The sequence below is a fragment of the Nesterenkonia lutea genome (assembly GCF_014873955.1).
Lineage (GTDB): Bacteria > Actinomycetota > Actinomycetes > Actinomycetales > Micrococcaceae > Nesterenkonia > Nesterenkonia lutea.
Window position 1 is genome coordinate 1,526,184 of sequence record NZ_JADBED010000001.1, and the last position, 12,778, is coordinate 1,538,961.

Consider the following 12,778-nt stretch of genomic DNA (forward strand, 5'->3'; position numbering starts at 1 on the left):
TTCTGCGTGCTCCCAACGGGTAGGTCAGTCGAACGCGGGCGCCGGGATGGTCCCGCCGTTGAGTTCGGCGGAGCTGAACTGGCTCCGCGTCCCTGTGCTCTCCTCTTCGCCATTCTGCCCGCTGGGAGACGTGGTGAGCGTGTTCAACGCGCCCGCGCCGAGAATCCCTGAAGGGGCGCCGGTCACGTTCTCGGAGACGTTCAGCGGAGCGGCGGCCTCGTCGCCGGGTGCTGCGGGGGTGGCCACGAAGCCGGAGGGGCGGTCGCCGCTGTCGGCGGAGGCCGCGCTGCCGAGCACCTCACCGCTGCCGAGATCGAACGCCGCCGCCTCGGCGGGCATCACCATGCCCAGCCCCACTGCCGCGCTGGAGAGGGCCTGGGGCGACTCCAGGTGCTGGACCTGCTCGGTCAGCGCCTGGTTGGTCTGGGTGAGGGTGCGATGCTCGTTCTGCAGCTGCACGACGGTGTACTGCGAGTTGGCGACGTGGATGTTGACGGCCAGGACCACGGTCAGAGCAAGGGCGAGCAGCACGATGATCCCGCCGATCAGCCCTTTCTGACGCTGCTTGAGCTTGGGAAGCGCACGCAGGACCGGTGCGGCTGCCCGCGACCCGGCTGCTTCCAGCGGGGTGCGCTCTGGCAGCGCCAGGGAGTGTGCTTCTGCACTCATGCCTGAGTCCTCCTGGTGATCATGAGCTTCTCGACGGCGCGCAGCTTGGCGGAGGCGGCACGGGGGTTCTCGGCGATCTCGGTCTCATCGGGAAGCTCGGCGCCTCGGGTCAGCGAGGTGAACGTGGGCTTGTGCTCCTCCAGCTCCACCGGCAGGCCTGTCGGCGCGGAGGACTTCGTCCGGCGTGCGAAGGCCTGCTTGACGATGCGATCTTCCAGGGAGTGGTAGCTCATCGCGACGATCCGTCCCCCCGGAGCGACAGCGTCCATCGCGTGCGGGATGGTGCGGCGCAGGACCTCGAGCTCCTCGTTGACCGCGATGCGCAGCGCCTGGAAGGTCCGCTTGGCGGGGTGCCCTCCGGTGCGCTTCGAGGCCGCAGGAACAGCACGATCGACCACGGCGGCGAGGTCCGCCGTGGAGGTGAACGGCTGACTCTCCCGGCGGGTGACGATGGCTTTGGCGATGCGTCCGGCGAAGCGCTCCTCGCCGTACTCACGAAGGATCTGGCTGAGCTCGCGAACTTCGATGCGTGCCAGCAGCTCCGCCACGGACTCATCCGGGGAGTCCTCCGAGGCGTCCATGCGCATATCGAGCGGGGCGTCATAGGAATACGCGAAGCCGCGGGAGGCCTCATCCAGCTGAAGCGAGGAGACACCCAGGTCCAGGAGCACCCCCGCCACCCGCTGGTCCGCTGCGAGCTCCTCAGCGGCGACCTCGTCCACCCGGTCATAGACCGTGTGGATGCCGCGAAAGCGGTCGCCGTAGGGGGCCAGCCGTGCGGCCGCGAGCTCATGGGCCTGCGGATCACGATCCAGGCCGAGCACGCTGACCTGTGGTTCAGCCGCGAGCAGAGCCTCCGCGTGTCCACCCATGCCCAGCGTCGCGTCAATGATCACCGGGCGGTGTCCGGCGGCGCGGATGTTCTCCGCTCCGAGCGACAGCAGTCGGATGCAGCGATCTCGCATCACCGGAACGTGCCGGTCAGCTGCCTCTCGTTCTGCCATCGTGCCTCCGCTGATAGGGAAGGATCCTTGGACCAGCTCCTCCTCCGCTCCGGCCTGCTGCCTGCCATCGGGGAAGATAAGTCAGGAATGCGGCCGGGCGGCGGAAGAACTCACCCAAGGATCCTGTGAAGTGTTCACACCGTCTTCAACTGTGTTGTTCTGTCGGGGCCGCCTGAGCGACCCGACGCCCTCTTGCTCAGAAGAGGCCGGGAATGGCTTCCCCATCGGTGGATGAGAATTCCGACTCCTTGGCCTCCAGGTACGAGTTCCAGGCCGTGGTGTCCCAGATCTCAGCGCGGTCTCCCGCACCGATCACGGTGACATCGCGGTCCAGCCCCGCGTACTCCCGCAGCGCGGCCGGGATGGTGACCCGGCCCTGCTTGTCCGGAATCTCATCAGAGGCTCCGGAGAGGAAGACGCGGATGTAGTCCCGTGCCTGGCGAGAGGTCAAAGGAGCCTGGCGCATCTGGTCGTGCACATTCTTGAACTCTTCTGTGCTGAACACGTAGATGCAGCGCTCCTGCCCACGAGTGAGGACCAGACCGTTGGCCAGTTCCTCGCGGTACTTCGCGGGAAGGATCAAGCGAGCCTTCTCATCCATGCGAGGCGTGTATGTGCCCAAGAACATGGACCCACCGCCTCACCTGTCGAGGAGACTCATTCCTTCTCCCTCTACTGAGCTCCACTTTACCCCACTTCCCCCCACTTGCAACCAAGTCTCGGTGTTAACCGCGGCAAGATGCGGCCGTTGCGCGAGATGCAGCGCGCTGACCTGCGGTTATGCCAGGTCGGTGGCGGTGGAGGGAGGTGGAGGGTCTGCGTCAAGAGACTGCCCTCGGGAGAGCTTCGGCGGGGTCGCGCAGGCAGTGATCAGCGGCCGTCCGGGCCGGTCAGGCGCCGGTCAGCGGCGAACTGCGGGCACCCGGGGCCGATCCAGCCTCTGAGACAGGCAGCTGTGGGGGAAAGTGGAGGGGAGCTGGACAGGACAGGCTGGGGCCTGGACCGGGCACCGCGTGTGGCGGTCTGAGAACGCGAAAAGGCCCCTCAGAAGAGGGGCCTTTTCGCGTTCTCAGCCGGCGCGACGTCCACCGGCGCCAGGGCCTGGAGTACACCCGCCTGAGCAGGGGGCCGGGGCAGGGACTGCAGGCTCAGCGTGTTCAGTCCTGGCGGCGTCGTTCTTCCCAGCGCTGCTCCAGGCCGGTCATGAATGTTCCGGAACCAGAGGGACTCGGCGTGGAGCTGCGGGGACCGCCGCCGCCCCCTCCGCCGTTGCCGCCGTCTCCGCCATTTCCGCGAGAGTTTCGGGAGGGACCGCCGGTGGTGGCGTAGTACACGCCGGCGCCCATCAGCAGGAAGCCGATGACACCGACAGGAATCCACTGGTTATAGATGCTGATCAGCAGCACGATGATGCCGAGGACGGCGACCAGGGCCCCGAGAACGAGGTTGCGGACGTTCAGCTTTCCAGCTGGCGCGTCCTGCATGGAGCTCGCGAAGCTGGGATCCTCCGACTGGAGCTGATCCTCAAGTTGCTTGAGCATGCGCTGTTCACGCTCCGACAGTGGCATCGTGAAGCTCCTTGCGATCGTCGTATGGCGTCCTCGCCGGGGTGGATACGCCTGGGTGTATAGTCTACCGGCTTGCCGAGCTCATACCTAGCCCGAACCCGGCTGTGAGGGCATCTCTGAGCTGGCGCTCAGGATTCCACCAGTCACGGGTCCTCCGTGCGGCCACGCAGCAGGGAGGCCGGCGCCGTCTGCACCTGCGGAAACTTCTTCGCCACGGCGTCCAGGGCGCTCTCGGCGTCCAGCCAGTTCGTCTCGGTGCGATCGAAGCTGAGCTGCAGCCCCCCACCATCGTCGAGGAGTCGTTCGGCGCGCACGCCCAGGAGCCGCACTGCCTGCGTCCGCTCCCCCAGCTTCTCCAGCAGCGCGAGCACGCGGGCGTAGATGGCCAGCGCGGAGTGCGTGGGGTGGGTCAGCGTGGACGAGCGCGTGAGCGTCTCGAAATCGCTGTACCGAAGCTTCAGGCTCAGCCCCTGAGCCGAGACCCCCGATTCGCGCAGTCGCGCGGCCACCCGGTGGCTCAGCCGCAGCAGCTCAGCGCGAATCACCGCGTCATCGGACACGTCCTGCGCGAAGGTCTCCTCGGCGCCGATGGACTTCTCGATCCGGTGCGGCTGCACCGCCCGGGCGTCCTCGCCCCAGGCGAGCCGGTGCAGGGCTGTGCCGGTGACTCCGAATCGGCGGCGCAGGGCCGGTTCCGGGGTGTGGGCCAGCTGCTGCACCGTGCTGATCCCGAACGCCTCCAGGGATTCGGCGGTCTTGCCTCCGACCCCCCACATGGCGGTGACGGGCAGCGAATGGAGAAACTCGAGGCGCCGCTGGGGCGGCACCAGCAGCAGCCCGTCCGGCTTGGCCCGGGTGGAGGCGATCTTGGCGATGAACTTGCGATCAGCGATGCCCACGGTGGCCGGCAGGCCGAACTCCTCGCGGATCTCGCGGCGGATCTTCTGCCCGATCCGTTCGGGATCGCCGAGCCGACGCCGGGACCCGGTGAGGTCGAGGAACGCCTCGTCCACGCTGAGCTGCTCCACGGCATCGGTGATCGTGTCGAAATAGGCCATGATGCGTCGTGAGAACTCGCGATAGACCTCCATATGCGGGGCGAGCACGATCGCGTGGGGACTCGCCTGCCGGGCACGGGAGAGCGGCATCGCCGAGCGCACCCCGTCGGCCCGCGCCTCATAGGAGGCGGAGAGCACCACCGAACGGCCTGAGTCGGCCGCGACGATGATCTTGCGGCCGCGCAGCTCCGGACGTGAGAGCAGCTCGACCTCCACATAGTAGGCATCCATGTCCACGTGGGCGAGGACGCGCGGGTCAGCCGCTGATGACGGGGCCATACCGCTAGGCTATCCGCCATGGACCGCGAAGAATTCATCAGCCAGGTCAACGCCGGATGCGTCCATTTCCTGGAGAGGCGCCACCAGGAGGTGCGCGCCGTCTCCGAGCAGGCTGCTCCGCTGGTCACCGCACTGATGGAGCTGACCCGCGGCGGCAAGAAGATGCGCCCTGCGCTGGCCCGGCTGGGCTGGCAGGCCGCCGGCGGTCAGGGAGGCGCGGTGGTGGAGCTCGGCGTGGCGCTCGAGCTCTTCCAGGCTGCCGCCCTGGTCCACGATGATGTCATCGACCGCTCCGCCACCCGGCGCGGGCTCCCCAGCGCCCACGTTCGCTTCGAGACGCTGCACCGGGAGTCGGGATTCACCGGCGACCAGGCCCACTTCGGCACCACCGGGGCGATCCTCTCCGGCGACCTGTCCCTGGCCTGGGCCTCCGAGGCGTTCTTCCATGCACAGACCGCCGCGCTCCAGCACGGGGTCGCCAGCAGCCCCTTGGCCGCCTCCACCTTTCATCGCATGCACACCGAGGTCATCACGGGGCAGTACCTGGATGTGCTGGAGGAGGTCCGCGCACCGGCTGACACCGAGGCCGAGGCCGTGGCCCGGGCCCGCGGGGTGCTGCGCTATAAGGCGGCCAAGTACTCCACCGAATACCCGGTGGTCCTGGGAGCGGCCCTGGCCGGAGGCCCCGACGCCCTCTGCCAGGCGTTCGCCGCAGCCGCGCTGCCCGTGGGCGAGGCATTCCAGCTGCGCGATGACCTGCTCGGCGTGTTCGGTGACCCCGAGACCACCGGCAAACCCGTCGGGGACGATCTGCGCGAGGGCAAGCGCACCGAGCTGATCGCCTATGGGCTGTTCCGGTCCTCCCCGCGCGGCTCCGCCGAGCTCGCCCAGATGCTCGGGGACCCCGAACTGGACCAGCAGCAGGTTGACCGCGCCCGCGAGATCCTCCTCGAGGCCGGCGCGGTGGACGAGGTCGAGCGCAGCATCGAGGAGCTCACCGCGCAGAGCGTGAAGCACACGGCGGGGCTCGCTGAGTTCGGCGTCGCTGCGGAAGTGCTGGAGGAGTTCGATCACCTCCGCGGCAGCCTCGTCCTCCGCACCGTCTAAGGACCCGTCCCGCACTCGGCGAGATCGCGCGTCCCACACTGGGTGGGATCGCGCGTCCCGAGCTGGGCGGGAGTTGGTCGCGTTCGGTACCCTGGGGCGGTGAGCACCGAACAGTCTGACCCGTGGATCGGTTCCCGAATCGATGACCGCTATGTGATCGATGAGCGCATCGCGCGCGGCGGGATGTCGACGGTCTACCGCGCCCAGGACGAGCGTCTGGGCCGCGAGGTGGCGCTGAAGGTGCTCTTCCCGCATATGGCCGAGGATCGCAAGGTCGTCGACCGCTTCGAGCAGGAGGCGCGGAACTCCGCGCTGATCGCCCACCCCAACGTCGTGCAGGTCCTCGACCAGGGCCAGGCCCGGGAGACCGCCTACCTGGTGATGGAGTATGTCCCAGGGGCCACCCTGCGCACGCTGCTCAAGCACGGGGCCATGACACCTCGGCTCGCACTGACCTATATGGACTCGATCCTGCAGGGCCTGGCCGCCGCCCACCGTGCAGGACTGGTGCACCGTGACATCAAGCCGGAGAACGTCCTGGTCTCCCACGACGGCCGGATCAAGCTCGCCGACCTGGGACTGGCCAGGGCGGCGACACATCACTCCGGCACCTCGACCCTGATGGGCACGGTCGCCTACATCTCCCCCGAGCTGCTCTCCGGGGAAGGAGCCGACGAACGTTCGGACATCTATGCGATCGGGATCCTGCTCTACGAGATGCTCACAGGGGTGCAGCCCTTCACCGGCGACTCCCCGGTGCGAGTCGCCTATCAGCACGTGAACTCCACCGTCCCGGTCCCCTCCGCACAGGTGCAGGGCCTGGCGGCCGAGCTCGACGACCTGGTCAGCATCTCGACCCGACCGGAGGTGGCGCTGCGCCCGAAGAACGCCGACGAGCTGCTGAAGATGCTGCGCGAGGTGCGCGGCCAGCTCAGCGAGGCGGAGCTGGACTTCGACGGCGCCCTCGCCCGTGCGACGACCCGCGCGATCCCGACCATGGGAGCAGGGCCCCGACCGGGCGCACCATCGGCTCCCCGGGACACCACCATCCTGCCCGGTGACTCCACCGAAGCCTTCCACGAGGTCGATGACCAGCGGACCGTGGCGGAGCCCTGGGACGAGGACATCGACACGGCGCTGGGACATGCGCGGACCACCCACCTCCAGGAGGAGCACCGGGATGCGGCGGGGGCACGGCAGCCCAGCCTCGCCGAGGAGGATCGCCAGCTCGTGACCGAGGTTCCCACCAGCGGTCTGCAGCTGGCTCGTCCGCGGCTCAGCGCGGATGACCCGCCCACGGGCGCGCAGCCTGCGGTGTCCTCACCGGTGCGCAGGCCGGCCGAGCGTGAGCGCACGGATCGGCGCGAACGTCAGCGACCCACGGTGGAGCTGACCCGTCCGACCCCCACGCGAGCCTGGCTGATGGTCGCGGCGCTCATGATCGGCAGTGCCCTGCTGGTGCTCATGGCAGGGTGGATCGGCGTCACGGACGCACTGATCCCCAGCCTCGGCGGTGGCTGAGCCGCCCCACCAGCCCGCTGACCTGCTCAGCTCCGGTCCGCGCGGCTCGGCTGCGCCCAGCTCAGCGCGGCGAAGTTCAGCTGACCTCGGTCAGCGACTCCGCCACCAGGAAGGCGAGCTCGAGAGACTGCTTGTGGTTCAGCCGCGGATCCACCAGGGACTCGTATCCCCGGTCGAACGCAGACTCGTCGACGACGTCGGAGCCGCCGAGACACTCGGCCACGTCGTCACCGGTCATCTCCACATGCAGGCCGCCGGGGTAGGTGCCCAGTTCACGGTGCACCTGGAAGAAGCCGCGGACCTCGTCCAGGATGTCGTCGAATCGGCGGGTCTTATAGCCGTTGTCCGCGGTGATCGTGTTCCCGTGCATCGGGTCGGTCACCCAGACGACCTTCGCCCCTGAATCGCGGACCGCCTCCACCAGCGGTGGCAGCTTCTCGCGCACATTGCCCGCGCCCATCCGCACGATGAAGGTCAGCCGGCCCGGCTCGCGCTCCGGGTCGAGCTTGTCGATGATCTCCAGGACGGTCTCCGCAGTGGTGCTGGGACCGAGCTTCACTCCCACCGGGTTCTGCACCCGGGAGAGGTAGTCCATATGCGCGCCGTCGAGCTCTCGGGTCCGCTCCCCGATCCAGACGAAGTGTCCACTGGTCACGTACGGCTTGCCGGTGCGGGAGTCGATGCGGGTCAGGGCGCGCTCATAGTCCAGCAGCAGCGCCTCATGGGCGGCGTAGAACTCAGTGCGCTTGAGGCCCTCGAAGTCGGCGCCGCAGGCCTCCATGAACCTGACGGCACGGTCGATCTCGCCGGCGAGCTGCTCATACCGGGCGTGGGCCGGATTCGCCATGAAGCCCTTGTTCCACTGCTGCACCGCGCGGAGATCGGCGAAGCCGCCTTCGGTGAAGGCGCGGACCAGGTTCAGCGTGGCGGCGGACTTGTGATAGGCCGCCACCATGCGCTTGGGGTCCGGGAGGCGCGACTCTTCGGTGAAGGCGAAGCCGTTGACGATCTCGCCGCGGAAGGTCGGCAGCGTCACGCCGTCGCGGGTCTCCACATCGGAAGAGCGCGGCTTGGCGTACTGGCCGGCCATGCGGCCCATCTTCACCACCGGCAGCGACGCCCCGTAGGTGAGCACGACCGCCATCTGCAGGATGGTCTTGATCTTGGCGCTGATCCGATCGGCGCTGACACCGTCGAAGGTCTCGGCACAGTCGCCTCCCTGGAGCAGGAAGGCCTCACCGTTGGCCACTTTGGCCAGGCGGCGCTTGAGCTTGTCCACCTCACCGGCGAAGACCAGCGGCGGGTGCGCCGAGAGCTCGGCATAGGCGGAATCAAAGTCTTCGTGGTCATGCCAGTCCGGCTGCTGTCGCAGCGGCAGGGAACGCCATTCATCGAGGCCTGGGTAGTCGGCGGCGCCGACATGCAGAATCTCGCCGGGGGCGGTCAGCGGGGCATCAGAACGGGGCTCTGGCAGGGTAGTCACCCGATCAGCGTAGTCCGCTCGTCACAGCGGCACCTAATGCCGCGGCGTCATTCCAGCATGCGGACGAAGGGAGCCCCGGTGCTCTCCGGCACCGGGGCTCCCTTCGCAGTGGTGGTGTGAGGGCGAGCCCTTCAGGCCTTGTTCCGGGCCGCATCGGCGTAGAGGGCCTCGACCTCTTCGGCGAAGTCCTTCATGACCAGGGGCCGCTTGATCTTCAGCGAGGGGGTGAGGTGCCCGGATTCGATCGTGAAGTCCGTGTGCAGAAGTCGGAACTCACGGATGGACTCCGCCCGCGAGACCGATTCGTTGGCCCTGTCGATCACAGACTGCACATGGTCGATGATCTTCTGGTCCTTCACCAGGTCGGTCACCGGAGTCTCGGGGTGAAGCCCCTGCCGCTTGAGCCACTGCGGAAGGGTGTCCACGTCAAGGGTGATCAGTGCGGCGACGAAGGGCCTGTTGTCCCCCACCACCACCGCCTGGGAGACGATCGCGTCGGCGCGGATCAGGTCCTCCAGCTGTGCGGGCGAGACATTCTTGCCCGCGGCCGTCACCAGGATCTCCTTCTTGCGCCCGGTGATGGTCAGGCAGCCGTCGGAGTCCAGCGTTCCGACGTCGCCGGTGCGGAACCAGCCGTTCTCGGTGAAGATCTCCTGATCGAGCTCGGGACGGTTGTGGTAGCCGCGGAACACGCAGATTCCGCGTCCCAGGATCTCGCCGTCCTCGGCGATCTTCACGGCGCACCCGGGCAGCGGTGCTCCCACAGTGCCGATCTTGCTCAGCTCCGGAGTGTTCACGGTCAGCGGCGCCGTGGTCTCGGTCAGGCCATAACCCTCCAGGATCTGCACACCGACTCCGTAGAAGAAGTGGCCGAGCCTCTCCCCCAGCGGTGAGCCGCCCGAGACGGCGTGGCGGACCTGACCGCCCATTCGAGCACGCAGCTTGGAGTACACGAGCTTGTCGAAGACCGTGTGCTTGAGACCCAGTGTGAAGGGGACCTTGCCCTGCTGCTTGGCGCGGGACCAGGCGATCGCCGTGTCGGCGGCCTTGGCGAAGATGGAGCCCTTGCCCTCGGATTCGGCCTTGAGCATCGCCGCGTTGTAGATCTTCTCGAAGACCCGGGGGACGGCGAGCAGGAACGTGGGCTCGAAGGTGCCCAGGTCATCGACCAGGTCCTTGATGTCCGAGGTGTGCCCGACGCGGGAGCCCCCGGCGACCGCCAGCACGGAGATGAAGCGTGCGAAGACGTGGGCCAGCGGGATGAACATGACTGTGGAGGCGTCCTTGTGGACCACCGAGCCCAGCGAAGATCCGAGCGCCTGGAGCGAGAGCTCGGTGAAGTTCGAATGCGTGAGCTCGCAGCCCTTGGGCCGTCCGGTGGTCCCGGAGGTGTAGATGATGGTGGCCAGGTCCGCACCCGCTGCGACGTTGCGGCGCGCGATGACCTGGTCCTCGGTGATCCCGGCACCCTTGGCGCGGATGTCGTCCAGCCCGGCGCCTTCGATGGTGTGGATCTGCCCCAGTCCCTGAAGCTTCTCCTGCGCGACGGCGCGCTCCACGATCCGCTGGTGATTCTGGGTCTCCGCGAAGAGCAGCTTCACGCCGGCGTCCTCGACGATCCACGCCACCTGGGAGGGCGAGGAGGTCTCGTAGACCGGCACGGTGATCGCCCCGGCGTACCAGATGGCGAAGTCCAGCAGCGTCCACTCATACCGCGTGGGCGCCATGATCGCCACACGGTCCCCGACCTCGATCCCAGAGCCGATCAGACCCTTGGCGATCTTGACCACCTGGTCGCGGAACTCCGCGGCGCTGACATCGGTCCACTGCCCGGGGCTCAGCTGCCGCCCGAAGAGGATGTTCGCCGGATCGGCCGTGACCTGGCGTTCAAGCAGATCGGTGATGTTCAGATCAGCCGGAACCTCGACGGCGGGGGGTGTTGCGATTTCCTTCACGGCGGACTCCTCCATCATGTGTGCTGGGTCACACCATCTTGTCACAGGCGGATACTGATCGGTAACCAGGGCTCAGACCTGGGCGCCGTCGCCTCCTCCGGAACGGCTGCGGGGCATCTGCAGGAAGAGGATCACCAGGCCGGCCAGCACGACGCCGATCAGCGCCGTGACGGTCCAGCCGGGGGCGTTCACCGGCAGGAAAGGCACGATGATCAGCGCGAGGATGCCCCCGATGCTCAGCCCGGCTCCCAGCACCACGGCGGGCCGGGCTCCCGCGAGGGGGTTCTTGGGGTTGGGCGGCTGGAAGTCATCGACATCCTCGCCCACGGCATCGTCCACGCGGTTCTCGCGCGGCCCATGGCCGGGTCCGGACACGGGCCGGGAGTCCCCGCCGCGGCCGAATACTCTGCTGGGCTCGTCGTCGCGATAGGTGCTCATGGCGCCATCCTCTCAGTGGGCTCACCGGCAGGGTGCCGAGAGTGCAGGAATTCGAGCAGGTGGTGATGGATCGTCTCCGCCTCATGGTCCAGGGTGGCCACGTGGCGGCTGCGCGGCAGATGAATCACCTGCAGCTGGTCCTCAGGGAGTGCCCTGATCAGCGTATCGGCTGAGGAGGGGGGCAGGACATCATCGGTGCCCGAGCGGAAGAGCATGACCGGAGTCCCGCGCCGACGGATCTCCGGGAGCTCTTGGCGCACCTGGGCGAAGAGGAGGTCCAGCTGCACCACGGCGCGCAGCGGTGTCTGCGCATAGGCCTCCTCGATCACGCCAGGCTTGGCGATGTCCCCGGCGATGCTGGCCACCGTGGGGCGGAGACGGCCCAGCGCCCAGGCGGCGGGACCGGTCAGCGGGGCGAGCCGGAGTCCTGGGTTGATCACCGCGACCGCGTCGACCCGACGGTGCGCCGCCACGTGGAGAGCAAGCGCCCCACCCATCGACAGCCCGACCGTGACCACGCGGGAGCACCGCGCGGCGAGCCGGTCGTAGCTGGCCAGGGCCGCGCGTGCGATCTGCTGACGACTCGTGCCCTGGAGCTCCTGCCAGCTGGTGCCGTGGCCGGGCAGCAGCGGCAGATCCACGGTGAAGCCGGCCTCGCGCAGCGCCGCGGCGACCGGCTGCATCGAGGCGGGGGTGGAGGTGAATCCGTGAAAGACGGCGATTCCCGTGCCGGACGTGTCCATGAACTCACTGTATTGCCTCTACAGTGGTCTCGAAGCTCAGCCGCCGGAAAGGACCCTCCCCAGTGTCGTTCTACAGCGTCGCCAAGAACATCGTCGTGGGGCCGGTGGTCAACACGGCGTTCCGCCCCTGGGTGCGGGGTCTGCACAACATTCCCAGCGAGGGGCCCGCCATCCTGGCCTCGAACCACCTCTCCTTCTCCGACTCCGTGTTCATCCCGGTCAAGGTGCCGCGCCAGGTCCATTTCATGGCAAAGGACGACTATTGGGCCCGGCAGGGAGCCTCGGGCTGGGTGATGAAGAAGTTCTTCGACCTCTCAGGTCAGATCCCGATGGACCGCTCGGGCGGGGCGGCGAGCCAGAACTCGCTCAACGCCGGCGAGCAGGCGCTGCGCGACGGGGCCGTGCTCGGGCTCTACCCCGAGGGCACGCGCAGCCCCGACGGTCGGCTGTACCGCGGGAAGCTCGGGATCGCGCGGCTCGCCCTCAACACCCAGGCGCCCGTGATCCCGATCGCGCTGATCGGCACCGACAAGGTCCAGCCGATCGGCAAGAACATCCCGCGGCTGGGACGGGTGGGCATGATCGTCGGCGAACCGATGACCTTCGAGTCCTACCACGGCAACGCCGAGGACCGGTTCGCCCAGCGCGCGGTCACCGACGAGATCATGTACCGGATCATGCGGCTCTCCGGCCAGGAGTACGTGGACGTCTATGCCTCAGATGTGAAGCGCCAGCTGGAGGCGGAGAAGGCGGCGGCCAAGGCTGCCCGCCGGGCGCACCGCCACCGCGAGGACTCACGCTCCCCCGGGCCGACCGCGGACTAGCGGGCACCGCGAGGAGCGGCCCGCGCGCAAGAAGCGGGACAGCGGCCGGGCAGGAGCGGTCACGGCGGCGGGGCACGAAAAAGCCCCGGGCGATGATCGTGATCATCACTCCGGGGCTTCCGAGCAGCT

General features: G+C 68.2%; 12 protein-coding genes. 3 read left to right on the top strand and 9 right to left on the bottom strand.

Annotated elements, in window-relative coordinates:
* Nucleotides 1-24: 24 nt before the first annotated feature.
* The 5 genes from H4W27_RS06935 to dinB form a co-directional block, all read right to left on the bottom strand.
* A complete protein-coding gene (locus H4W27_RS06935) occupies nt 25-669 on the bottom strand; it encodes a hypothetical protein (RefSeq protein ID WP_192595279.1) in 645 nt (214 codons plus the stop codon).
* Complete coding sequence (gene rsmH / locus H4W27_RS06940; protein ID WP_192595280.1) at nt 666-1,673, bottom strand: 16S rRNA (cytosine(1402)-N(4))-methyltransferase RsmH; 1,008 nt, start codon at nt 1,671-1,673, stop codon at nt 666-668. Before rsmH ends, H4W27_RS06935 begins: the two co-directional genes overlap by 4 nt.
* A gap of 196 nt (nt 1,674-1,869) precedes the next feature.
* Entirely contained in the window at nt 1,870-2,301 is a 432-nt protein-coding gene (gene mraZ, locus H4W27_RS06945) for a division/cell wall cluster transcriptional repressor MraZ (RefSeq protein ID WP_192595281.1), read from the bottom strand.
* Between the two features lie 529 nt (nt 2,302-2,830).
* On the bottom strand, nt 2,831-3,241 hold the full coding sequence (locus tag H4W27_RS06950; RefSeq protein WP_192595282.1) for a DUF3040 domain-containing protein: 411 nt from the start codon (nt 3,239-3,241) through the stop codon (nt 2,831-2,833).
* Nucleotides 3,242-3,384: 143 nt separating this feature from the next.
* Nucleotides 3,385-4,578, bottom strand: coding sequence for a DNA polymerase IV (gene dinB, locus H4W27_RS06955; protein WP_192595283.1), 1,194 nt, complete (start codon nt 4,576-4,578; stop codon nt 3,385-3,387).
* Between the two features lie 18 nt (nt 4,579-4,596).
* Between dinB and H4W27_RS06960 the strand changes: the two genes are divergently transcribed.
* Both H4W27_RS06960 and H4W27_RS06965 read left to right on the top strand, forming a co-directional pair.
* Nucleotides 4,597-5,685: a polyprenyl synthetase family protein gene (locus H4W27_RS06960; protein WP_192595284.1), complete on the top strand. Its 1,089-nt coding sequence runs from the start codon at nt 4,597-4,599 to the stop codon at nt 5,683-5,685.
* A 99-nt stretch (nt 5,686-5,784) separates the two neighbouring features.
* The gene (locus tag H4W27_RS06965; RefSeq protein ID WP_192595285.1) at nt 5,785-7,206 is read left to right on the top strand and encodes a protein kinase domain-containing protein; all 1,422 of its coding nucleotides are present in this window, start codon (nt 5,785-5,787) and stop codon (nt 7,204-7,206) included.
* A 76-nt stretch (nt 7,207-7,282) separates the two neighbouring features.
* Here the strand turns inward: H4W27_RS06965 and H4W27_RS06970 are convergent, their stop codons facing one another.
* The 4 genes from H4W27_RS06970 to H4W27_RS06985 all read right to left on the bottom strand — a co-directional run bounded on the left by H4W27_RS06970 (nt 7,283) and on the right by H4W27_RS06985 (nt 11,825).
* Nucleotides 7,283-8,680, bottom strand: a complete 1,398-nt coding sequence (locus H4W27_RS06970) for a class II 3-deoxy-7-phosphoheptulonate synthase (RefSeq protein ID WP_225939353.1) — start codon at nt 8,678-8,680, stop codon at nt 7,283-7,285.
* Nucleotides 8,681-8,820: 140 nt separating this feature from the next.
* A complete protein-coding gene (locus H4W27_RS06975; RefSeq protein ID WP_192595286.1) occupies nt 8,821-10,644 on the bottom strand; it encodes an AMP-dependent synthetase/ligase in 1,824 nt (607 codons plus the stop codon).
* Nucleotides 10,645-10,716: 72 nt separating this feature from the next.
* Nucleotides 10,717-11,082: a hypothetical protein gene (locus H4W27_RS06980; RefSeq protein WP_192595287.1), complete on the bottom strand. Its 366-nt coding sequence runs from the start codon at nt 11,080-11,082 to the stop codon at nt 10,717-10,719.
* Nucleotides 11,079-11,825: an alpha/beta hydrolase gene (locus H4W27_RS06985; protein WP_192595288.1), complete on the bottom strand. Its 747-nt coding sequence runs from the start codon at nt 11,823-11,825 to the stop codon at nt 11,079-11,081. Before H4W27_RS06985 ends, H4W27_RS06980 begins: the two co-directional genes overlap by 4 nt.
* A gap of 62 nt (nt 11,826-11,887) precedes the next feature.
* On the opposite strand from H4W27_RS06985, the gene H4W27_RS06990 reads away from it, so the two are divergent.
* Complete coding sequence (locus H4W27_RS06990; protein ID WP_192595289.1) at nt 11,888-12,649, top strand: lysophospholipid acyltransferase family protein; 762 nt, start codon at nt 11,888-11,890, stop codon at nt 12,647-12,649.
* Nucleotides 12,650-12,778 lie beyond the last annotated feature (129 nt).